At 60.0% G+C, this 22,954-nt stretch carries 18 protein-coding genes and 1 pseudogene; 6 read left to right on the top strand and 13 right to left on the bottom strand.

The features are described 5' to 3' along the window. The 3 genes from BN3544_RS05480 to BN3544_RS05470 form a co-directional block, all read right to left on the bottom strand. The gene (locus BN3544_RS05480) at positions 1-819 is read right to left on the bottom strand and encodes an ABC transporter ATP-binding protein (protein WP_019429536.1); all 819 of its coding nucleotides are present in this window, start codon (positions 817-819) and stop codon (positions 1-3) included. 150 nt (positions 820-969) lie between these two features. Then, a complete protein-coding gene (locus tag BN3544_RS05475) occupies positions 970-2,004 on the bottom strand; it encodes an ABC transporter substrate-binding protein (RefSeq protein WP_019429537.1) in 1,035 nt (344 codons plus the stop codon). A 380-nt stretch (positions 2,005-2,384) separates the two neighbouring features. After that, positions 2,385-3,872, bottom strand: a complete 1,488-nt coding sequence (locus BN3544_RS05470; protein WP_019429538.1) for a nucleobase:cation symporter-2 family protein — start codon at positions 3,870-3,872, stop codon at positions 2,385-2,387. Between the two features lie 241 nt (positions 3,873-4,113). On the opposite strand from BN3544_RS05470, the gene BN3544_RS05465 reads away from it, so the two are divergent. Beyond that, the gene (locus tag BN3544_RS05465; protein ID WP_019429539.1) at positions 4,114-5,007 is read left to right on the top strand and encodes a YgaP family membrane protein; all 894 of its coding nucleotides are present in this window, start codon (positions 4,114-4,116) and stop codon (positions 5,005-5,007) included. A 70-nt stretch (positions 5,008-5,077) separates the two neighbouring features. Here the strand turns inward: BN3544_RS05465 and BN3544_RS05460 are convergent, their stop codons facing one another. The 4 genes from BN3544_RS05460 to BN3544_RS05445 are packed head-to-tail and all read right to left on the bottom strand — an operon-like array spanning position 5,078 to position 9,749. After that, positions 5,078-6,343 (bottom strand): M20 family metallopeptidase, encoded by a 1,266-nt coding sequence (locus BN3544_RS05460; protein ID WP_019429540.1) that lies wholly within the window; start codon positions 6,341-6,343, stop codon positions 5,078-5,080. Continuing rightward, positions 6,340-8,115 carry a 2-oxo-4-hydroxy-4-carboxy-5-ureidoimidazoline decarboxylase gene (uraD, locus tag BN3544_RS05455; RefSeq protein ID WP_019429541.1) on the bottom strand — a complete coding sequence of 592 codons (1,776 nt, stop codon included), beginning with the start codon at positions 8,113-8,115 and terminating at the stop codon, positions 6,340-6,342. The genes BN3544_RS05460 and uraD overlap by 4 nt, the downstream gene beginning before the upstream one ends. A gap of 2 nt (positions 8,116-8,117) precedes the next feature. After that, positions 8,118-9,068: an allantoinase PuuE gene (gene puuE, locus BN3544_RS05450; protein ID WP_019429542.1), complete on the bottom strand. Its 951-nt coding sequence runs from the start codon at positions 9,066-9,068 to the stop codon at positions 8,118-8,120. A gap of 15 nt (positions 9,069-9,083) precedes the next feature. Next, complete coding sequence (locus BN3544_RS05445) at positions 9,084-9,749, bottom strand: GntR family transcriptional regulator (RefSeq protein ID WP_026036567.1); 666 nt, start codon at positions 9,747-9,749, stop codon at positions 9,084-9,086. A 169-nt stretch (positions 9,750-9,918) separates the two neighbouring features. Here BN3544_RS05445 and uraH point away from each other — a divergent pair, with 169 nt between their 5' ends. The 3 genes from uraH (at position 9,919) to xdhB (ending at position 14,426) form a co-directional block, all read left to right on the top strand. After that, on the top strand, positions 9,919-10,272 hold the full coding sequence (gene uraH / locus BN3544_RS05440) for a hydroxyisourate hydrolase (RefSeq protein WP_019429544.1): 354 nt from the start codon (positions 9,919-9,921) through the stop codon (positions 10,270-10,272). A 320-nt stretch (positions 10,273-10,592) separates the two neighbouring features. Further along, positions 10,593-12,065 (top strand): xanthine dehydrogenase small subunit, encoded by a 1,473-nt coding sequence (gene xdhA / locus BN3544_RS05435; protein WP_019429545.1) that lies wholly within the window; start codon positions 10,593-10,595, stop codon positions 12,063-12,065. Then, positions 12,066-14,426 (top strand): xanthine dehydrogenase molybdopterin binding subunit, encoded by a 2,361-nt coding sequence (xdhB, locus tag BN3544_RS05430; RefSeq protein ID WP_019429546.1) that lies wholly within the window; start codon positions 12,066-12,068, stop codon positions 14,424-14,426. A gap of 291 nt (positions 14,427-14,717) precedes the next feature. On the opposite strand, the gene BN3544_RS05425 is transcribed toward xdhB, so the two are convergent. Then, positions 14,718-15,239, bottom strand: coding sequence for a hypothetical protein (locus BN3544_RS05425; protein ID WP_019429547.1), 522 nt, complete (start codon positions 15,237-15,239; stop codon positions 14,718-14,720). A 107-nt stretch (positions 15,240-15,346) separates the two neighbouring features. Between BN3544_RS05425 and xdhC the strand changes: the two genes are divergently transcribed. Both xdhC and BN3544_RS05415 read left to right on the top strand, forming a co-directional pair. After that, the gene (gene xdhC, locus BN3544_RS05420) at positions 15,347-16,144 is read left to right on the top strand and encodes a xanthine dehydrogenase accessory protein XdhC (protein ID WP_026036568.1); all 798 of its coding nucleotides are present in this window, start codon (positions 15,347-15,349) and stop codon (positions 16,142-16,144) included. A gap of 179 nt (positions 16,145-16,323) precedes the next feature. Continuing rightward, entirely contained in the window at positions 16,324-17,535 is a 1,212-nt protein-coding gene (locus BN3544_RS05415) for a urate hydroxylase PuuD (RefSeq protein ID WP_019429549.1), read from the top strand. Between the two features lie 9 nt (positions 17,536-17,544). Here the strand turns inward: BN3544_RS05415 and BN3544_RS05410 are convergent. The 5 genes and pseudogenes from BN3544_RS05410 to BN3544_RS05390 all read right to left on the bottom strand — a co-directional run bounded on the left by BN3544_RS05410 (position 17,545) and on the right by BN3544_RS05390 (position 22,941). Then, positions 17,545-18,285: pseudogene (locus BN3544_RS05410) on the bottom strand (LrgB family protein). 4 nt (positions 18,286-18,289) lie between these two features. Continuing rightward, the gene (locus BN3544_RS05405) at positions 18,290-18,628 is read right to left on the bottom strand and encodes a CidA/LrgA family protein (protein WP_019429552.1); all 339 of its coding nucleotides are present in this window, start codon (positions 18,626-18,628) and stop codon (positions 18,290-18,292) included. 66 nt (positions 18,629-18,694) lie between these two features. Continuing rightward, complete coding sequence (locus tag BN3544_RS05400; RefSeq protein ID WP_019429553.1) at positions 18,695-20,098, bottom strand: 8-oxoguanine deaminase; 1,404 nt, start codon at positions 20,096-20,098, stop codon at positions 18,695-18,697. A 109-nt stretch (positions 20,099-20,207) separates the two neighbouring features. Beyond that, complete coding sequence (gene tkt / locus BN3544_RS05395; RefSeq protein ID WP_019429554.1) at positions 20,208-22,199, bottom strand: transketolase; 1,992 nt, start codon at positions 22,197-22,199, stop codon at positions 20,208-20,210. A gap of 271 nt (positions 22,200-22,470) precedes the next feature. Then, the gene (locus BN3544_RS05390) at positions 22,471-22,941 is read right to left on the bottom strand and encodes an acyl-CoA thioesterase (protein WP_026036569.1); all 471 of its coding nucleotides are present in this window, start codon (positions 22,939-22,941) and stop codon (positions 22,471-22,473) included. Positions 22,942-22,954 lie beyond the last annotated feature (13 nt).

Here is a 22,954-nt window from a genome sequence, read left to right as displayed (position 1 = left end):
TTATTGGTTGATCGCCGCACCGGTCTTGCGCATGGCGCCGATGTGGCCGCGCAGCTCGTGCACGATGTTGGTGAATTCGGGGGTGTATGTGATCTCGAGATCACGCGGGCGCGGCAGATCGATCTCGCGTTTGACGACAAAGCGGCCAGGGCTCTTGCTCATCACATACACCGTGTCGGCCAAAAACACCGATTCGCGCAGGTCGTGCGTGACCAGGATGACGTTGAATTTTTGCTCGGTCCACAGGTCTCGCAAGATGCACCAGAGTTCTTCGCGTGTGAATGCATCGAGCGCGCCAAAGGGCTCGTCGAGCAGCAGCATTTTGGGCTCATGGATCAGGGCGCGGCAGATGCTGGCGCGTTGTTGCATACCGCCCGAAAGTTGCCAAGGAAACTTGTCTTCGTAGCCACCCAGGCCCACCGTGTTGAGCAGCTTGCGGGCACGTTCGATGTATTCGGCCTTCTTTTGCTTGAAGTTGGAACGGTAGGGCTCCACGATTTCGAGCGGCAAAAGCACGTTGTCGAGCGTGGTGCGCCAAGGCAGCAAAGACGAGGCTTGAAACGCCATGCCGCTGATTTTGAGCGGCCCCGTGACCGGCTGACCATCGACCAAGATGCGGCCTTTGCTGGGCATCTTCAGGCCCGTGGTCAGTTTCATGAAGGTCGATTTACCGCAGCCCGATGGGCCGACGATGGCAATGAACTCGCCTTGCTTGACCTGCAGGTTGATGTCTTCCACCGCAAAGTGGTTTTGCGCCAGCAACTCGTCGTTGTAGGCCAGCCAGACATTCTGGAAATCGACGAATGCGTCTTGGGACATAAGTGGCTTTGAAAAGGGTTCGAAAGTGTGCGAAAAGACCGTTCGAAAAAACCCACCAGCCCCTGAGGGCGCGGGTGGGTTGGGGCCGCGCTGCAATGGCGCGGCAGCCGTGTTGGGGTCTTGCGCATGGCAAGACCGCCAGTGCGGGCTTTACTTTTTGGGCTTGGGCAGAATGTCCAGCTCTTTGGACGTGGGCAGGAACGAACCGTTCCAGATGTCATCCACTTTCACGCGGGTCTTGGTGTTGAAGGCGTCAGACACTTGCGAGGCCATGAGCGTCAGGCGTGGGCCATTGATTTGGCCAAAGCCTTCAGCACGGGCCGATGGGCTGTTGATCACGGTGTCAATGGCCAATTGCAGGCGGCGTGTTTCCAGGGCCACGTTGATGATGCCGTCACGCGCTTTGACCGACTCAATGGCTTTGGCTGGGTCGGCGATCACGTCTTTGGCCCCTTTGGTGAAGGCACTCAGGAAGGCTTTTACGGCGGCTGGGTTTTCCTTCAAGATTTTGGGCGAGGCGATGATCGCGTTGCCATAAAGCTTGACGCCAAAGTCAGGGTACTGCATGACCACCACGTCTTCGGCTTTCACGCCACGCGCTTCGATGTTGAGCAAGGAGGTAAAGGTGAAACCTGTGATGGCGTCCACATCGCCGCGCACCAACATGGTTTCGCGCAAAGGGGGGTCCATCGCGGTCCAGGCCACGTTGCCAATGCCGTTGGCTTTCTGGAAGATAGGGAAAGCGCGGCGGCCTGCGTCAAACACCGGAGCGCCCAGCTTCTTGCCAGCCAAGTCGGCGGGGGTTTTGATGCCGGACTTCTTCAGGGCCATGACCGAAGCGGGGGTGTTGTTGTAGACCATCATGATGGCCACAGGCTTGTTGGGTGCGTCGGGGTTGTTGGCGTGAAACTCCATCAACGCCGCCAGATCGGCAAAGCCCAGGTCATAAGTGCCCGAAGCCACGCGCGTGACCGCGCCACCCGAACCGTTGCCCGAGTCCACTGTCACGTCCAGCTTGGCATCCTTGAAATAGCCTTTGGCCGCGGGTTGCAAAAAGAACGCGGCAGGGCCTTCAAAGCGCCAGTCCAGCTGAAATTTGATGGGGGTTGTTTGGGCTTGTGCGGTGCCAAAAGCGGCAGCAGCAGCCAACACGGCGGTGGCCTTGAGTAAGAAACGCTTGTTCATGAGGTGCTCCAGGGTCAAATAAACGGTGAATCTTGTCTAGCAAAATCGGTGCCATTATCGACCATGGGTCTGACGGCCCATGTCAGGTCCATCCCCTAGAAATTCTCATTTTTGGTGCAACTTGGCTGGGTTGGTGCACCAAATTGGCGTATGCGCTCACACGCTCATCAACGTCATGGACCCCCGATCCAGTCGGGGGTGACAGAGGCCGCAATCATGGACCCCCGATCCAGTCGGGGGTGACAGAGGCCGAAATCATTGACCCCCGATCCAGTCGGGGGTGACAGAGGCCGAAATCATGGACCCCCGATTCAGTCAGGGTGACCAGTGTGTTGTCATGCCCGGCTTGACCGGGTATCCATGTCTTCTTTTGCCTTGGTTCAGTGCGCCTCGGCCTGCTTGGCGGCCTCGATCGCGTCGCGGTTGTCACCGCTGGCGCCATTGAAGAACAGGTTCAAAGCCACTGCGCTGAGGGACGCCAGCAAGATGCCCGACTCGATCAGCGGGTGCAGGCCATGCGGCATCCACTGTTTGAAGTTGGGCGCGATCAGCGGGATCATGCCGATGCCGATCGAAATCGCCACGATCATCGCGTTGAAGCGGTTGTTCTTGAAGTCCACATTGCCCAGGATGCGGATGCCAGTGGCCGCCACCATGCCGAACATCACCAGACCCGCGCCGCCCAGCACCACGGTGGGCAGTGATTCGATCAGTGCAGCCATCTTGGGCAAGAGGCCCAAAGCCACCAGAATCAAACCACCGGCCACGCACACAAAGCGGCTTTTCACGCCCGTCACCGCCACCAAGCCCACGTTTTGCGAGAAGCTGGTGTAGGGGAAAGTGTTGAAAATGCCGCCGATCAGCGTGCCCAGGCCGTCGGTGCGAAGACCGCGTGTGAGCGCGGCTTGGTCGACCTTTTTGTCGGTCATTTCGCCCAAGGCCAAAAACATGCCGGTCGACTCGATCATCACCACAATCATGACCAATGTCATGGTCAGGATCAGCACCGGCTCAAACACCGGCATGCCGAAGTGAAACGGTGTGATGACATCAAACCAGGCGGCTTTGCCGACTTTGTCGAAGTTCATCAGGCCCATGGCTGTGGCCACTACGCCGCCGATCACGATGCCCAAGAGCACCGAGATGTTGGCCAAAAAGCCTTTGGCATAGCGTGCGATCAACATGATGGAGACCAGCACCAAAGCCGCAATACCCACGCCAGTCAGGTCGGCGTATTTGGGGTTAGGCATCTTGGGCAAGAGCGCCAGGTCTTTGGGAATGGCGGGCAATGTGGAGCCCGGTGCGCCAGCCGCCGCGGTGGCGGCATCCAGCCAAGCTTTGTGCTCGGGCGTCACGATGCTGGGCGCAGTGGGGCCAAAGGGGTTGCCAAAAATCCAGTTGATGCCGATGCGCATCAAGCTGATGCCGATCACGGCAATGATGGTGCCGGTGACCACAGGCGGGAAGAAGCGCAACAAGCGGCTCACCAGCGGCGCGATCAGGATCGAGATGATGCCCGCCCCAATGATGGAGCCGAAGATCAGCTGTGCCCCCAGCTCGCCCGGGTTGGCGTTGGCCATGGCCACCATGGGTGCCACAGACGCGAACGTCACGCCCATCATCACGGGCAGGCGAATGCCAAACCACTGTGTGGCCCCCAGCGATTGGATCAGGGTGACCAAGCCGCAGCAAAACAGGTCAGCCGAAATCAGGTAGGCCACGTCTTGCGGGCTCAGTTTGAGGGCGCGGCCCACGATCAGGGGCACGGCCACGGCACCGGCGTACATCACCAGCACATGTTGCAGGCCCAAAGCGGCGAGCTTGCCATTGGGCAAATGCTCGTCCACGGGGTGGATGGTTGAACTCATGGAGGTGTCTCCTGAAAAGTAAACAGAGGGAAAATTGCAAACAGGCTAAATGTGTGCCTCTTTGTGTTTCAAACTGTATACAAAAAATCCAAGACTGACCTCAGGGATTACCCAGGTGCTCTAAAACACCTCGCAGTCGTTCTCCTAATGATCAAGATCAAATTCAACCAGGGCATTGGGTCAGATACTTGAACCCGTCACCGTCGAAAACCTTTCGAGGGTCTTCACACAAGGTTTTGACATGAAAAATATCCATCCGATCGATCGCTGGCTGCGTCTGGCATTGGCCATTGGTTTGGTTCAATGGGCTTATTTCTGGTCGATGTCGGCCGCTCAATGGCCGGTTTATGCCGGGGCGGCGATTCTGGTCGGGACGGCGTTGGTTCAGTTTTGTCCGTTGTACCGGGTATTGGGCGTAAGCACCGCAAGCCGTTCGGCGGGTGAGTTGGGCATGGCGTGGAAAGCCTTGGGATGGGCCGCTTTGCTGGCCTTGCTGGTCGGTGGCAGCTATGGCAGTGCGGCCTTTAGCCGAAAACTCTTTCTTGAAGAGTTCAACGCCATGAACCATTTTTACAAGCAAACCTTGTTCTTGACGGGCAAGAATGAGCGGGAAAAGGCCAACGCCGACTATGACCGCTTGATGCCGGCTTGGCTTGCATTTCAGTCGAAGTACACAAAATACCGCCCCTATGCGTTGCGCACTGACACCCAATTGAGCGCCGACCTCGTGTCGGTGCAGGCCATGCTGACCGGCGTTGAGCCAGCGGTTCGCAGCGGCGATCTGCAGCAAGCCCATTTGGATCTGGAAAAGGTGCGCCCAGTGTTTCAGGACATGCTCAAGCGCAATGGCGTCTCGTTGTTGTCAGTGGCTTTGGTCGATTTTCACGACAACATGGAGCAGATACTTGATGCGGCACAAGCCCGAGATGTTCAGAAAATCATCGCGCTTTATCCCGCCGTCAGCGACAAACTTCGACAAGTGGAAGAGCAAGCCAACGATGCCGACATTCAGACCATTCGTCAGCACCTGGATGCGTTGATGGCGATGGCGCAAGCAGACAAGCGCGATGGCTTGTCAGGCCAGGCCGACAAGCTCAAGAGCAGCTTCGTGAAGGTGTACCTTCAACGTGGTTGATGGCGCGCAGGTGGCGCAGCTGGGCTGACTTCAGCGCTGGCCATCAGACCCATCAGACCCATCAGACCCATCAGACCAGCAAATCCAGCAAGGTCCGCGCAATCACTTTGGTGGCGCGGCGCAGGTCCTCCAGCTGCACATGCTCGTCTGAGCGCTTGGCATTGGACTCGCGCACGGTGCGCGGGCCTGCGCCATAGATCACGCCGGGGATGCCGCGCTCCACATACAGGCGCACGTCGGTGTAGAGCGGCGTGCCCACAGCAGGGATGGCTTCGCCAAAGAGTTCGCCACCGTGCTTTTGGATCGCGTCGACCATGGGCTGGTTGCCCGCCAAGGGCTTCATGGCGTTGGCCAGCAGCATGCGGCGCACATCCACTTTGAGTTCTTGTCCGCCGCGTGGGGGCTTGAAGCTGGCGGCCGCATCGGCAATGGTTTGGCGGATGCTGGCTTCGACTTCGGCGGGGTTTTCTTCGGGGATCATGCGGCGGTCAAGTTTGAAGACGACCTTGCCGGGCACCACATTGGTGTTGGTGCCGCCACTGATCTGACCCACGTTCAGGTAGGGGTGTGTGATGCCCTCGACCTGGGATGTGACTTTTAAATACTGGGTGTTCAGTGCGTGTAGTGCGTTCAAGATGTGCACCGCGCCCTGCAGTGCATCGGTGCCGCTGTCGGGGATGGCGGCGTGCGCCATCTCGCCTTGCACCGTCACTTCCATTTGCAGGCAGCCGTTGTGCGCGGTGACCACCTGGTAGCTGAAGCCTGCGGCGATCATCAAATCAGGCTGGGTTAAGCCCTTGGCCAGCAGCCAACCGGGACCCATTTCGCCACCGAATTCTTCGTCGTACGTGAAGTGCAGTTCCACGCCGCCTTTGAGTGGGGCTTTCAGCGATTCGAGTGCCCGCGTGGCAAATGTGAAGGTGGAAAAGTCGCACTTGCTCACGGCAGTGGCGCGGCCATACATCGCGCCGTTGTGAATCTCGCCGCCGTAGGGTGGGAAAGTCCAGCCTTCGCCGGGGGGCACGACGTCGCCGTGGGCGTTCAGCGCAATGGTTTTGCCCTCGCCATACTTGCGGCGCACGATCAGGTTGGTGATCGACTCCAGCCCATAGGCTTTGACTTCGGAGGCAGGAACAGGGTGTTTTTCGGCCTCAAAGCCCATGGGCTTGAGCAGCTCGGCGGTGCGCTCGGCATGAGGCGCGTTGTTGCCGGGCGGGGTGTCGGTGGGCACCTGCACCAGCGCCTGCAAAAACTGCACCTGTTCGTCAAAGTGCGCGTCGATCCAAGTGTCGAGTTGTTCGTATTGTTGTGAGTGATTGACGTGGAGGGCGCTCATGACAGTTCCTGAGAGAGTTGGTTCAAAACATGGGTGAAAGCGTCGACGCACAGCTGCATGTCGCAGCTGGTGGTCGATTCGAGCGGGTTGTGGCTGATGCCTGCGTTTTCGCCACGCACAAACAACATGGCTTGCGGCATGACTTCGTGCAGCTTCATGGCGTCGTGGCCCGCGCCGCTGGGCAGCTTGAAAAGCGGCACACCCAGGGCGTTTACGGCACGTTCCCAGCGGGCTTGCCACTCGGGGGCGCTGGGCGCAGCGGCAGCGCTCATGGTGCGTTCGGCGCTGTAGCGCACGCTGCGACGCTCGCTGATGGCGTGCAGTTGGGCCATCACGTCGGCGACCAGCGCATCGCGCTGCGCGTCGGTGGGGGCGCGCATGTCCAGGCTGAAGGTGCAGCGTCCCGGCACCACATTGATCGAGCCGTTGGGCACATTCAGCTGGCCGATGGTGGCCACAGAGTCGCCGTCTTGGGCGGCACGTTGCTCCATGTAAAGCGCCAGTTCGGCCACGGCGCAGGCCGCATCGCGACGGCGGTCCATGGGGGTGGTGCCTGCGTGGCTGGCGGTGCCGAGGATCTCGCACAGGTAGCGCTCGCTGCCGTTGATGGAGGTGACCACGCCCAGTGGGATGTTCACTTCGTTGAGCACCGGGCCTTGCTCGATGTGCACTTCGACAAAGCCCAGGTACTGCGCCGGGTCGCGCTGGATTTTGGGAATGTCTTCCACACACAGGCCCGCGTGTTGCATGGCCGCGCGCATGGTGATGCCGTCGGCATCTTGTTGTGCCAGCCATTCGGGCTTGAAGTCACCGATCAAGGCACCAGAGCCCAAGAAGGTGGCTTTGTAACGCTGGCCTTCTTCTTCAGAAAAGGCCACCACCTCGATGCCAAAGGGCAGGCGTTGCCCCTGCTGGTGCAGCTGCTGCACACAGGCCATGGGCACAAAGATGCCCAAGCGGCCGTCATATTTGCCGCCGTTGCGCACGGTGTCGTAGTGGCTGCCGGTCAACAGGTATTTGCCGCCTGATGTGGCGGGGTGGTAACGGCCCACCACGTTGCCCACAGCGTCGGTGTGTACCTCGTCAAAGCCGCAGTCGCGCATGTTTTGCGTGATGCGCTGGGCACACGCCCGGTGCGCATCGGTCAAGTAAGTGACGGTGAGTTGGCCCAGCTCGGCAAAGCCGGGGTCCGAGTGTTGCGCAAGCATTTCCTGCCAGTCCCATACCTGATGGCCCAGCGTGGGCTCGAAGTCAAACTTGTCGTTCAGGCGAATTTCAACGATGCGGTGGATGTTGCGCAGGCACTCTTGCAATTCAAAGTCGGGGTGGCCGTGCAGGCGGCGCTCAAACGCGTCGATGATCTGCCGTTTGTTGTAACCCACGCCCCGTGGGCCGCGCACCGCCAAGATGAAGGGCCAGCCAAACTTGGCGTTGTAGTCGGCGTTGAGCTGTTGGATTTGGGCGAACTCTTGGGGCGTGCAGTCGGTCAGGCCCGCCTTGGTTTGTTCGTTCGTGGATTCTGCCGTGAGCGTTTTACTGACCATGGCCTTGCCCGCCAGTTCCGGGTGGGCACGGATGAGACCAAGTTGCGCCTCGCGCCCAGCGTGGGTCAAGACTTCGCACATGGCGTGTTTCAGATGCGCCAGCGATGTGAAGGGGCGCTCGTTCAGCGCCTGCTCGGCGATCCAGGGCGAGTGCTCATACAGGCCGTCGAGCATTTGCGCCGCCTCTTCACGGCTGGCGTTATTGAGTTGTTCCAACGTGATGGGCATGGTCAATCCTTGTAGGGGTGTGTGGCGTTCCAGTGCCGTGCGATGTCGATGCGCCGCGCTACCCACACTTTGTCATGCGACTGGATGTGGTCCAAAAAGCGTTGCAGTGCGGTGATGCGTCCGGGGCGTCCCAGCAAGCGGCAGTGCATGCCGATGCTCATCATCTTGGGCGCGTTGTCGCCGTTCGGGTCGCCCTCGGCGTAAAGCGCGTCAAAGGTGTCTTTCATGTATTGAAAGAAGGGATCGGCATGCGAATAACCCTGTGGCAGCGCGAAGCGCATGTCGTTGCAGTCCAGGGTGTAGGGCACGATCAGCTGCGGCGCATCGCTGCCGTCGCTTTTGCGCACTTTCATCCAGAAGGGCAGGTCGTCGCCGTAGTAGTCGCTGTCGTATTCAAAGCCACCAAAATCGGCCACCAAGCGGCGTGTGTTGGGGCTGTCGCGCCCGGTGTACCAGCCCAGTGGCCGCTCGCCTGTGAGTTTTTGCAAAATGGCCATGGCCTCGGCCATGTGGGCGCGTTCGGTGGCTTCGTCGATGTGCTGGTAGTGGATCCACTTGAGGCCGTGGCAGGCGATGTCGTAGCCCAGCTCTTTGAAGGCGGCGGTCACGTCGTCGTGCTTTTGCAATGCAGTGGCCACGCCAAACACCGTGAGCGGCAGGCCACGTTTTTCGAACTCGCGCAGGATGCGCCACACGCCCGCCCGCGAGCCGTATTCGTAAATGCCTTCCATGCTGATGTGCCGCTCTGGGAAGGATGCAGGGTTGAACATCTCGGACAAAAACTGCTCAGAGCCCGCATCGCCATGCAGAACCGAATTTTCACCGCCTTCTTCGTAGTTCAAGACAAACTGCACCGCCACGCGTGCGCCGCCCGGCCATTGTGCGTGCGGCACATGGCGGCCATAGCCTTTGAGGTCGCGTGGGTAGGGGAGGGTCGAGTCGTAGGTGCTCATGGTCGTTTTGTGGTTTCAGGCCAGGGCCAAAGAAATGTCGTGCGTCGGTACTTTGCGGTCGAAGGTCAGGCTTTCCTCGACATGCAGCAGGTGTTCGTGCATCAAGCGCACGGCCAGGTCAGCGTTACGGGCTTCGAGTGCGCCCACGATGGCCGCATGTTCGTCGGTGGAGTGTTCGGCCTCGTTGCGTGACTGGTACATCAATGTGATCAAGGCGCAGCGCGAGATCAGCTCGCCCAGCACCTGGGCCAGCACATCGTTGTGCATCAACTCGGCCATGCGCACATGAAAGTCGCCCAACAACTCGGTGCGGCCCGTGATGTCGCCTTGTGTCACGGCTTCGCGTTCTTGCTTGATGTGTTCCTTCAGGGCCACGATTTGTTCCGGCGTGACTTGCTGGACAAAAGCGCGGGTCATTTCGGCTTCGAGCATGCGGCGCACGGCAAACACCTGCTGCGCCTCTTCGACCGAAGGCGCCGCCACAAATGCGCCACGGGCCGGTTCGAGCTTGATCAACCTGTTTTGCGACAGTTGAAACAACGCTTGTCTGACCAAAGTTCGCGAGACGCCAAAGTGGTCGGCCAGCTTTTGCTCTGCCAACTTGGAGCCGGGCAGCAAGCGGTGCTCCACGATGGCGCGGGTCAGCGATTCGACAATGTGGTGCGTGGTGGAGGTTTCCATGTCTCGTGGTGCCTTTTCGGGAAATGACCCAGGTGTTTTGATGTCTGCGGCAGAAATGATAGCCATTAAAAGCAAAATTGTATACACTTCAGTCGACCGGTTTGGCGGGCCTTTTAAAGCCTTGCAAAAACCACCTTTTTGACCCCATTCAAAACAAGCGAGTAAGGCCATGGGATTGAGCACACACGTTCTGGACACGATGCACGGCTGCCCCGCCGCCGGTATGCAGGTTTCCCTTTTCACCACCCAAGGCGATCAGGCCACCTTGGTCAAAAGCTTCACGCTGAACAGCGACGGTCGCAACCCTGACGGTATGCTGTACGACCACGCTAGCCTGCGCAAAGGCACCTATCGCCTGGTCTTCAATGTGAGCGACTACTTCAAATCCAAAGGCGTTGAACTGCCCGAACCCAACTTCCTGAACCGTGTGGCGCTGGATTTTGGCGTGGCCCACGAAGACCAGCACTACCATGTGCCGCTGCTGGCCAGCCCATGGAGCTACTCGACCTATCGAGGCTCCTGAATTAATTGGGATCTGACCCCGATTAATCTGACCCCGATTAATCCGTCATGCCCGGCTTGACCGGGTATCCATCACAGTCAAAGGCATGGACCCCCGATCACGTCGGGGGTGACGGTGCTTAGGGCATGGACCCCCTATCGGCTCGGGAGGACGGTGTTAATTGGGATCTGTGCCCGATTCATTAGGGATCTGACCCCGATTCAATTGGGATCTGACCCCGATTCATTCGATGAATCTGTCAACTTCATCGAAAAAAGCCCGCCACACTGGCCCCGGTTCTTTAAAATCTGGCCTCTACCGTTTATTTAGACCCCCGAACCATGACCCAAGTCACCAACACTGTGCGCTTTGTGCTCGACGGCCAGATCGTCGAAGCCCAAGGCGAGCGCCGCACCACCACCGTTCTGGACTATTTGCGCGAGCAAATGCACCGCACCGGCACCAAAGAGGGCTGCGCCGAAGGCGATTGCGGCGCTTGCGTGGTCATGGTGGGCGAACTCAACGCGGCAGGCACAGGCGTGGACTATGTCGCCACCAATGCCTGTATCCAGTTGCTGCCTTCGCTGGACGGCAAATCGGTCAAGACCGTCGAGAGCCTGAAAAAACCCGACGGCACGCTGCACCCGGTGCAGGCAGAAATGGTCAAGTGCCACGGCTCGCAGTGCGGTTTCTGCACGCCCGGCATCGTGATGAGTTTGGTGAACCTGGTGCAGGTTTTGCCCATGCCCAATCGCCAGCAGATCACCGATTCGCTCAGCGGCAACCTGTGCCGCTGCACTGGCTACAAGCCGATCATCGAGTCGGCCACCAAGGCCTGCGCCAAGCCAGACGCCTTGAAGCTGGACGACAGCGCCGATGTGCCCTTGCTCAAAGAGATCCAACGCGCCAGCGTGCCGACCTTGAGCCTGGACGGTGACATCATCGTGCAGCCCGTGGTGCGCACCAAAAAAGGAAACGAGTTTGTGTCGCCGGCCACCCTCGAAGAAGTGGCCGACTACCTGGTCAAACACCCCACCACCACACTCTTGGCGGGCAGCACCGAAATCGGTTTGCAGGTCAACAAGCAGTACGCACGCCCCGACCACATCATGTATTTGGGCAACGTCAAAGCCCTGCGCCAAGTGGCCGAGACCGACAAGGTCTGGCGCATCGGTGCCGCAGTGTCGCTGACGCAGGTCGAGACGCTGATCGCCAAGGCCTACCCCGACTTTGCCGAAGTTTTGCGCCGCTTTGGTTCGCCCCCCATCCGATCGACCGCCACCTTGGCGGGCAACATTGCCAACGGCTCGCCGATTGGCGATTCCATGCCTTGTTTGCTGGCGCTGGGTGCCAATTTGGTGCTGCGCCGTGGCGACAAAACCCGCAACGTGTTGCTGGAAAACTTCTACACCGGCATGAAGAAAAGCGTGCTCGAAGCGGGCGAGTTCATCGAAGCAGTGGAGTTGGCCAAGCCTGTGGCGGGGCAAGTGTTCCGCGCCCACAAGGTGAGCAAGCGTTTTGAGCAAGACATTTCGGCCACTTGCGCGGCCATCAGCTACACGCTACAAGGCGGTAAGCTGTCTGGCGTCAAGCTGGCCTACAACGGCCTGAGCCCCTTCCCGGCCCGTGCGCCCCAACTCGAAGCCGTGCTCGAAGGCCAAGCGCCCGCCGATGTGAAGGCGGCTGATCTGGACGCCGCGATTGCCGCCAGCTTTACCGCACGCGACGGCTTGCGTGCCACGTGGGCTTACCGCGCTTTGGTGGCGCGTAATTTGGCTTTGGAATTCATTGAAGAACAGAAAGAGGTGGCTTGAATGAACGCTCCTACCGCACTTAAAAACCTGTTGCCCGCATCGGGCGTTCAGCAAGGCACCGACATCGTTCACGAGTCTGCGCACCTGCACGTGACAGGCACAGCCACCTACATCGACGACATCCCTGAGCACGCAGGCACCTTGTATGCCGCCCTCATCCTGTCGCCCGTGGCGCATGGCGAGTTGATCGGCGACGGCATCGACCGCGCAGCCATTCTCAAGGAACACGGCGTGGTCGCGGTGTACACCGCCAAAGACATTCCCGGTGAAAACAACTGCGGCCCCATCGTGCACGATGATCCCTTCCTCGCCGCAGGCAAGGTCGAGTTCATTGGCCAGGCCGTGGCCGTGGTGGTGGCGCGCAACATGCTCTATGCCCGCGAAGCCGCGCACAAAGCCAAGGTGCTGGTCAAAGAACTCACGCCGATCCTGACGGTAGAAGAGGCGATGGCCGCGGGCAGCTTCATCATGCCGCCCAAAGGCATCACCCGTGGCGACGCGGCCACGGCCATTGCCAATGCCCCGCACAAGATCAAGGGCACGACCCGCACCGGTCAGCAAGAGCAGTTTTACCTCGAAGGCCAGATCACTTACGCGGTGCCCAAAGAAGACGGCCAGCTCACGCTGTATGTGTCGACCCAGCACCCCGATGGCAACCAACGCGAAGCCGCGCACGCCCTGAACCTGCACACCAACGACGTGGAAGTGATTTGCCGCCGCATGGGCGGTGGCTTTGGTGGCAAAGAGGGCAACGCCAGCATTTTCAGCCAGAGCGCCGCACTGGCCGCACACAAGTTGGGCAAGCCCGTCAAGCTGCGCGTGAACCGCGATGACGACATGACCATCACGGGCAAGCGCCACGATTTCCGCATCGACTACGAAGTGGGCTTTGACGACAACGGCCGCGTGCTGGGCGCTGACATCACGCTCATGTCCCGCTGCGGCTACAGCACCGACTATTCGGGCCCGGTGAATGACCGCGCTTGTTTGCACATCGACAACAGTTACCACATCCCCGCGCTCAAGCTGATCAGCCACCGCTGCAAAACCAACACGCAAAGCGCCACCGCCTTCCGTGGTTTCGGTGGCCCACAGGGCATGTTTGGCATCGAGACGGTGATGGACGAAATTGCCATGACTTTGGGCAAAGACCCTTTGGAAGTGCGCAAGCTCAACCTGTACACAGACCCGGCCATCAGCGGCAGCCCCGACACCATGACCACCCAATACAACCAGCTCATCGAAGACTGGGTGGGCGACAAGGTGATTGCGCAGGTCGAGCGTGAATCGAATTACGCCGAGCGCCGTGCTCAAGTGCAGGCCTTCAACGCCAAGAGCAAAACCCGCAAGCGCGGCTTGGCCTTGGTGCCCCTGAAGTTCGGCATCAGCTTCACCGCCACGCACCTGAACCAGGGCGGCGCATTGCTGGTGGTCTACATGGACGGCTCGGTCAGTTGCAACCACGGTGGTACCGAAATGGGCCAGGGCCTCAACACCAAGATGGCTCAGGTGTGTGCCGATGGTCTGGGCATCAGCGTAGACCATGTGCGCATCACCGCCACCGACTCGCAGAAAGTACCCAACGCGTCAGCCACCTCCGCATCCAGCGGTGCCGACATCAATGGCGCGGCCATCATGAACGCCACAACGCAAATGCGCGAACGCCTCAAGCCTGTGGCCGCGCGCATGTTGGGCTGCCAAGCCGAAGACGTGAGCTTTGCCAACAATGAGCTGCACGGCGGCGGCAAATCCGTCAAGTGGGCCGACGTGACCAAGCAAGCTTGGCTCGACCGCGTGGGCCTGAGCGTGACGGGCTTTTACATGACGCCCGAAATCAAATACGACTTCACCACCTTGAACGGTCGTGCCTTCTATTACTACTGCTACGGCGCGGCGGTGAGCGAAGTGGAAATCGACACCCGCACAGGCGAGTGGTGGCTGAAAGCCGTGGACATCGTGCAAGACGTGGGCCGCAGCATCAACCCCGCATTGGACAAAGGCCAGATCGAAGGCGCTTATGTGCAAGGCATGGGCTGGCTCACCATGGAAGAGTGCATTTGGGACAAAAAGGGCAAGTTGCTCACACACGGCCCCAGCACGTACAAGATCCCGGTGGCGGGCGACATCCCTGAGCACTTCAAGGTGTCCTTGTTCGACAACGCCAACCTGAAGCCCACGCCTTTCAACAGCAAGGCCACGGGTGAGCCGCCTTTGATGTTGGGCCTGTCGGCCTTCTTCGCCTTGCGCGATGCGGTGGCCGCCAGCGCTAACCACAAAGCGGTGGTGTACATGGACGCACCTGCCACGCCCGAGCGCATCTTGATGGCGTGTGAAAAAGCCAAGGCCACTGCGGGCCTTTGATCTGCTTGGCAGGATGCCTGAAAGTTTTTCAGGCATCCTGCGGCCCAAGACCAAACACGTTTCAGGAGTGGGCACATGTCAGACGATCCAAGGTGCTGCGGCACCGGCACTTGCATCATCAACGACGAGGGCGTTTGCTGGTGCGGTCAAAAATGGGATGGCCAGAAGATGTGCTTTCCAACGCGATCAGAAGCCAGCAGCCCATTGGCTCAGACGCAGCAGGCAGCGCTTTCTCAGCCTGCTCTCACGGCTGTTCAGCCTGAGATGCCATCACACGACTGAGCTGACCGATCAGTCTTGGCCTTCGGTCAAGGTGTCCAGTTGAAATTTTCCGCTCTTGTGCCACAGCCAAGTGTCTGTGTAAGTGACTTGGCTCAGGTGCAGAGGCACGGGGTAAGGCGCTGCGGCTTTGACCATGCGCTCGATTTCAGCCATGACTTGGGGCACATGCTTGGGGGCACGCATCCAGTGGACGGCTTTGACGGCGCCTTTTTTGTCGATGTCCACATTCAGCACGCCCACTGCTTCCAGCATGGGAGGCATGCGGCCTTTGTAAATGCGGTGTGCTTGCATGCCGTACAAATGGCCTGCTGCGTCCTTGCGGTAATCTCTGCTGGTGCGAGCGAGCGAGGTCGGACCTGCTGGAACGATGATGACTTCAGGGACCTTGGCTACCGGTAGTGGCGCAGGCGGTTTGACGACTTCGGGTGGCGGCGGCGTGCTGCACCCACTTAAAAACCCCAAAGCGGCAGCACCCAAGCCCAGCAGTGTTCTGGTGAGTGCTTTTTGAATCTGGCGCAGATGTTGGTTCATGGCAAGCCCTTGTCCTTGGCATACTCCGTGGTGGCCATGATTGTGGCATCGACCTTGCCCCATAGGCAAACAACTTTCAGGCCCTCCTAATTGAATGGACAACGAGATTGAACTGGATTGAGAAAGCCCTCAAGCGGCTAAGCACTGAAAACGCGGTGGTGGTTACGGTACTGTCGACCCAAGGCTCCGTTCCCAGAACTGCGGGCACCCGCATGCTGGTGTTTGCGCAAGGAGAGCAGGGCACGATTGGTGGTGGCCACCTGGAGTTCCAGGCCCTGGCCCATGCCCGGCTGTTGCTGGCAGGCCAATCCACCCAAACCACTTTGCATCAGGTGCTGGGCCCCAGTTTGGGGCAATGCTGCGGCGGTGCGCTGGCACTGGGTTTTGAGCCCGTGAGTGCAGCTGACCTGCCCAGGCTGCGCGTTATTCTCATGCCGCCGAGCACACCTTTGGCGCTGTTTGGTGGTGGTCATGTGGGCAAAGCGCTGGTCAATGCCCTGGTGCCTTTGCCCTTTGCCATCCGCTGGGTGGACAGCCGTGACGAGATCTTTCCGTCCGATGTGCCCGATGTTGTGGACTGTGAACATTCCAACCCGGTGCAGGCGGCTGTGACCGACTTGTTGCCCGGCAGCCGCGTGCTGATCATGAGCTTCAGCCACGCCGAAGACCTGGACATCGTCATCGCTTGCCTCAAACGCCAACGCGAGCAGGCCGATTTGCCTTTTGTGGGCTTGATCGGCAGCAAGACCAAATGGGCCACCTTCCGGCATCGCCTGGAGGATCGGGGTTTTACAGCCGAAGAGATCGCGCACATCACTTGCCCGATTGGCGTGCCAGGCGTCGTGGGCAAAGAGCCTGAAGTCATTGCCGTGGCTGTGGCGGCACAACTCTTGCAAACGCTTTGAGGCGTGATTCTGGTTTTCCCTAGGCGCGAGCGGAGGACAAGGCTGGATTCACGCGGATAAACTGTATACACTTCGGTGCACTGGTCGCAGCGGCGCAGGAACAGACCCCGGTTTGTTCATGTTCGCGACCGAATGACCGCTCACAGGGCCCGCGGTGGTGAGCTGGTTGGAGATCCTTCATGGAAACGTATCTGCTGGAATGGGCCAATCTGTTGCTGCGCTGGGTGCACGTCATCACCGCCATCGCCTGGATTGGCTCCTCGTTTTACTTTGTCTTTCTGGACAACAACCTGCAAAAACCCAATTCGCCCGACCTCCTTGAAAAAGGCGTTGGGGGCGCGATGTGGGCGGTGCACGGCGGTGGTTTTTACAACCCGCAAAAGTACATGGTGGCCCCCAAGGTCATCCACACCAAGCTCCACTGGTTTTATTGGGAAAGTTATTCCACCTGGCTGAGTGGCTTTGCGCTGTTCACGGTGTTGTACCTCTGGAACGCAGGCACTTTCCTGATCGACAAATCGCTGATGGACTGGACGCCCGTCATGGCCGGGTCTGCGGCGTTGGGCTTTTTAGTGGCCTTCTGGTTTGTCTACGACACCGTGTGCCGACTGTTTGGCTTTCGTAAAAATGGCGAGCTGATCGTGGCCGGATTGATGATCGTGGTCATCTCGTTTGCGGCTTGGCTGTCGTGCCAGTTATTTGCCGGGCGTGCGGCCTTCTTGCTGGTGGGCGCGATGATCGCCACATCCATGAGCGCCAACGTTTTCTTCTGGATCATTCCCGGCCAGCGCAAAGTCGTGGCCGCCATGACCAGTGGCGAAAAATACGATGCCAATGCCTTGGCCATTCACGGCAAGCGCGGCAAGCAGCGCAGCGTGCACAACACCTATTTCACGCTGCCTGTGATCTTTGCGATGCTGAGCAACCACTACAGCTTTTTGTACACGCACGAGCACCGCTGGGTGTTGCTGTTTGTGATGATGTTTGCGGGTGCTTTGATTCGCCAGTTCTTTGTGCAGCGCCACGGTTATCACTTGGGCCGTGCCGCCAACCCGTGGCCGTTTGCCGCCGTGGGTGTTGTGCTCATTTTGGGCGTGATCGTCGCGCTCAGGCCCGCAGCCCCCGTGGTGTCAGCCGCCCCCGCAGCGCCGGTCAGTTTTGCCCAGGTGCAAACCATTTTGGCCCAACGCTGCGCCCTGTGCCATGGCGAACAGGTGCAGATGAAAAACGTGCGCCTGGACAGCCCTGCGCTGGTCACGCAACACGCGCAAAACGTCTACCAGCAAGTCGTGGTGACCCAGCAAATGCCCATGAACAACACCACGGGCATCACCGCCGAAGAGCGCGCTCTGATCGGTCGCTGGTTCTTGGCGGGTGCCAAAGTAGATTGAACGGCAAGTTCAGAACCACCACCCCACCGCTTGTGGGATCAGCACAGCGCCCACAATGCCGTGCAAACCCATGCCCAAGCTGGCATAAGCCCCGGCTTCGGCGTTCACACTGAAGGCGCGTGAGGTGCCGATGCCGTGTGCGGCCACACCCAAGGCAAAGCCGCGTTGCCATCAGGCCGTCACGCGCAAGGCGTCCAGTACATAGCGGCCCAGCACTGCGCCCAAAATGCCGGTGCTCACAGCAAAGATGGCGGTCAAGGTCGGCGAGGCTTGCACCCGTTCGGCAATGCCCATCGCTATGGGCGCGGTGACCGACTTGGCCACCAGGCCGCGCACCAGCGATTCGTCGACACCCAGCCAACGCGCCATGCCCACGGCAGTCAGCACCGAGGTGATGCCGCCCACCACCAACGACAGCAGCAACACACTCATGCGTCCCTTGAGTGAAGCAAACCCTTTGTAGATCGGAATGGCCAGCGACACCGTGGCGGTGCCCAATAAGAAGTGCACAAACTGCGCACCCTCAAAATACTTGGCATAAGGCATGTCGAGCACGCTGATACTCAAGCAAACCACCACCACCGCAATCAAGACCGGGTTGGCCAGCGGGTTGCGCTGGCTGCGCTCGTACAGAGTCAGGCCCAGCAAATACGCGCTGAGCGTCAACACCAAGGCCAGCAGCGGGCTGCCAGACAGATAGACCCAAATCTCGGAGATGGCGGGCAGGTCGGAGCGCAGAGGGTTGTTCATGGCGTCAGTCCTTCTTGGCCAAAACTTTGAGCAAACCGGCTGTCACCGCCACCGTCGCCACCACGCTCAGCACCAGCGCTGCACTGATGGCCCACGCATTGGCCTGCAAAACGGGCAAGTAAAGCACCACACCCACCGATGCGGGAATGAACAACAACCCCAAGTGCTGCAAGATGCTGCTGCCCACCGCGTCCATCGACGAGGGCACCCGGCCGCGCAAAACCAAAAATGCCAGCAACAACACCAAGCCGAGCACCGGACCGGGAATGAAGGGCAAGGCGAACTTGGACACCAGTTCGCCGAGTGCCTGGAAGATGAAGAGTTGAACGAGGCCTTGGATCATGGGTGCAGTGTAGACAAGGCCTGGCCAAGTGACGGGTCAAAACACTTGTGATGTCGATGTGGGGAGTTAAGTCGAGCCCAACGCCAACTGCAAAGCCAATTGGTTGTGCCGCTCGATCAGTGGCCCCATGTCCACGGTGGTGATCTGGCCTTGCCGCACCACCACGCGGCCGTTGACGAGGGTGTAGTCGGCGTTGTCGCTGGCGCACAGCAAGAGCGCGCCCACCGGGTCGTGCACCGCAGCGCCAGCCATGCTCAGCGTGTCGGTGCGAAACATGGCGATGTCGGCGCAATAGCCCGCCTTGATTTGCCCCAGCTCGTGCGCGCGGCCCAGCACCTGTGCGCCGCCGCGTGTGGCCAAGCGCAGGGCGTCGCGGGGCGTCATCTCGGCGGGGCCGTGGTCACAACCAAAGGGTTCCAAAGCCCGACCCACACGCGCCAGCAGCATGGCCTGACGGGCTTCGTTGAGCAGGTTCGCTGCATCGTTGCTGGCGCTGCCGTCCACGCCCAAACCGATGGGCACGCCTGCATCCAGCATTTTGCGCAAGGGCAAGATGCCGCTGGCCAAGCGCATGTTGCTGCACGGGCAGTGGGCAATGCCGGTGCGGGTTTTGGCAAAGAGGTAAGTACCTTCGTCGTCGAGCTTGACGCCATGGGCGTGCCACACGTCATGACCCACCCAGCCCAAGTCTTCTGCATATTGCGCGGGCGTGCAGTTGAATTTCTCTCTGGTGTACGCGATGTCGTGGTCGTTCTCGGCCAGGTGGGTGTGCAGACGAACGCCGTGGGCTCGGGCCAGCTTGGCTGATTCGCGCATCAGGTCTTGGCTCACGCTGAAGGGCGAGCAGGGGGCCACGGCCACATGCGTCATCGATCCAAAGCTGGCGTCATGCCAAGTCTCGATCAGGCGCTGGGTTTCTTTGAGGATGGCGGGTTCTTGCTCGACCACGCTGTCGGGCGGCAGGCCGCCCTGCGACTCGCCCACGCTCATGCTGCCGCGCGTGGCCGTGAAGCGCATGCCCATGGTGTGCGCCGCTTCGATGCTGTCGTCCAGCCGCACGCCGTTGGGGTAGATGTAGAGGTGGTCAGAGCTGGTGGTGCAGCCACTGAGCAGCAATTCGGCCATGGCCACTTGGGTCGATACGCGCACCATCTCGGGTGTCAGACCCACCCAAATCGGGTACAGGCCTTGGAGCCAACTGAACAGCTCGGCGTTTTGCACCGCCGGGATTGCCCGCGTGAGCGACTGGTACATGTGGTGGTGCGTGTTGACCAGGCCCGGCACCACCACATGGCAGCGGGCGTTGATCACCTCGTCGACTTGTGTGAGCAGTTCGTCGGTGTTCTCGCTGGCGGGGATGGTGCGTTCGATGCGGCCATCGCGGATCAGCAGCGAAGCGTCTTTGAGTTCGGTGTTGGCATCGTCTTGCGTGGCGATGCAGCGGGCGCGGTGGATCAGCAAGGTGGTCATGGACTTGTCCTGGGCTAGGTGTGAAACAAGTCGCGGCCGAATCCCCAGACCCGTGCAGGGACGGATAGGGCGAGCACCACGTTGCCGCGCGTCTCGGGCTGTGCAGGGTTTAGATTTTAAGCAGGCGCTTGGCCTCGGCCACCACGGCCTCGGGCGTGATGTTGAAGCGCTTGTAAAGCGCATCTGCCGGGCCACTGGCACCAAAGCCGGTCATGCCCACAAACCCACCGTCGATGCCCAGATAAGCGTCCCAGCCTTGACGCACGGCGGCTTCGATGCCCACACGCACGCCCGTTTCGCCGTCCCCCAAGACGCTATGCCGGTATGCCGCATCTTGTGCGTTGAACAATTCCCAGCAAGGCAGGGACACCACCGCTGTGGCGATGCCGGCGGCTTCGAGCTGTTCACGCGCTTGCACAGCCAGCAACACTTCCGAGCCGGTGGCCAACAGACTGACTTGTCGCGGTCCACAAGCGGCTTCGTGCAGCACATAGCCTCCGCGACGGGCGAGGTTGCCCGGTGTGTGCATGTGTCGCACAAGTGGCAGCGACTGGCGTGCAAACACCAAGCTGACCGGACCGCTGGTGCGGGCCAGTGCGGCTTCCCAGCATTCAGCGGCTTCCACCGCGTCGGCCGGGCGCATCACCCACATATTGGGCATGGCCCGCAGTGAGGCCAGAATTTCGACCGGCTGGTGCGTGGGGCCGTTTTTGCCGATGCCAATCGAGTCGTGGCTGAAGACGAATTTGACCGGCAGGCCCATGAGCGCCGCCATGCGCATGGCCGGGCGCTGGTAATCGGCAAACGCCAGATAGGTCACCGACAGCGGCAGCACGCCACCATGCGCGGCCATGCCGTTGGCCATGGAGCCCATCACATGCTCTCGCACGCCGCAGTGCACATACGAACCTGCGCGGTTTTGCGCGTTGAAAGCGGTCAAGCCCCGCTTGTGGCTGGTGGGCGCTTCGAGGTCGGCGCAACCCACCATGCGCTCGGGGAGCAGCGGGGTCAGCAGGTCATTGATTTCGGCGGAGATGAAAATGCCGCTGGGTGCCGGTGGTGCTTTGAGCGCTTGCAGTTTGTAGTCCAGCAACACCTGCTGCCAGTTGGCAGGCAGTTCACCCTTCATCACGCGTTCAAACTCGGCGCGCTCGGCGGCGGGCAGGGCGGCCACACGGGCTTGCCATGCAGCGTGTTCGCCTTGGCTGCGTTGGCCCGCTGCACGCCAGGCCTGCTGCACATCGGCAGGTACTTCAAACTGGCCATGTGGCCAGCCCAACAACTCGCGTGCAGCCTGGGCGTCTTCGGCAAACAAACGGCCACTGTGTCCGCCGCGCTGGCCTTGCAGGCGTGCAATACCTTTGGCGATCACGGTGCGGCATGCCAGCATGGACGGGCGCGGGTCGGTGCGTGCTGCATTCAGTGCGGCAGACACGGCCTCGGTGTCATGCCCATCGACTTCGACCACATGCCAGCCCGCCACGCGAAAGCGCTGGGCCACGTCTTCGCTGATCGACAAGGCGGTACTGCCGTCGTCGGTGATCAGGTTGTCGTCCCAAAGCAGCACCAACTTGCCCAATTGCAAGTGACCAGCCAGCGAAATCATCTCTTGGCCCACGCCTTCTTGCAGGCAGCCATCACCCACAAAGGCGTAGGTGAAATGATTGACCAGATCGTTGCCAAAGCGGGCATTCAGATACGCCTCGGCCACGGCCATGCCCAAGGCGTTGGCGATGCCCTGACCCAGTGGGCCGGTGGTCACTTCGATGCCGATGGCTGGGTTGCGTTCGGGGTGGCCCTCGCAGTGCGAGCCCAGCTCACGAAAGCGCTGAATTTCTTCGATCGGAAACGCCGGGTAGCCCGTCAGGTGCAGCAGCGCATACAAGAGCATGGAGCCGTGCCCGTTGGACAGCACCACGCGGTCGCGGTCAAACCAACTGGCGTCTTGTGGGTTGAACTTGAGGTGGCGGGTGTACAGCGCGGTGGCAATTTCGGCCATGCCCAGTGGCACGCCTTGATGGCCCTCTTGTGCTTTGACGATGGCGTCGATCGAGAGGAAACGGATGGCGTGGGCCAAGGCTTGTTGTGGGTGGGCGCTCATGGGGTGAGCGAAGGCTCCAGCCGGAACCTGCGCCTGTCTCCTGTATATAGAATGGTTTGGCCGTGATTTTTGCGGCCTGCATACATGAAGGCAAGCGATGAATATTCAGGATCAGATGAAAGTGATTCAAGTAGGCGAGGAGGGCTGTTGGCTGATTTTGATGCGCAGCGGTGCTTGATGCCCATCGTCCGAGAGGCTTAAATGCAGCGATAGCGGCCAAGCAGCCCTTGGCCGTGCAGGTCTGTAATTGGCCGGGAGCAGTCAGTGGCCATCAAATTTCTGAAAACCGCTTTTCCATTTCACGTCGCATGGTCTTGCGGGTTTCGGCTGCTAAAAATCGTCGTTTTTCTTCCGGTGAAAATGGACGGATCTGTGGAACGCTCTGAGGCTTGCGCTCGTCATCCACAGCGACCATTGTGAAAAAACAGCTGTTGACATGGCGCTTCTGCTGCGTCCTGATGTTTTCGGCTATGACCTTGATGCCAATTTCCATCGACGATGTGCCCGTGTGGTTCACCGAGGCCAGAAATGTCACAAGCTCACCCACATGGACTGGCTGCCTGAACATCACTTGGTCCACGCTGAGCGTGACAACATAGGCCCCGGCATACCTGCTGGCACACGCATAGGCCACCTGATCCAACAACTTAAGGATGGTCCCGCCGTGTACATTTCCTGAAAAATTGGCGGTGTCTGGTGTCATCAAGACGCTCATGGTCAGTTGATGTGCAGGAAGTTCCATCACTGTCTTTCGG

Source organism: Limnohabitans sp. Rim47 (assembly GCF_001517545.1).
Lineage (GTDB): Bacteria > Pseudomonadota > Gammaproteobacteria > Burkholderiales > Burkholderiaceae_C > Limnohabitans_A.
This window is presented reverse-complemented; position numbering and strand designations above follow the sequence as displayed.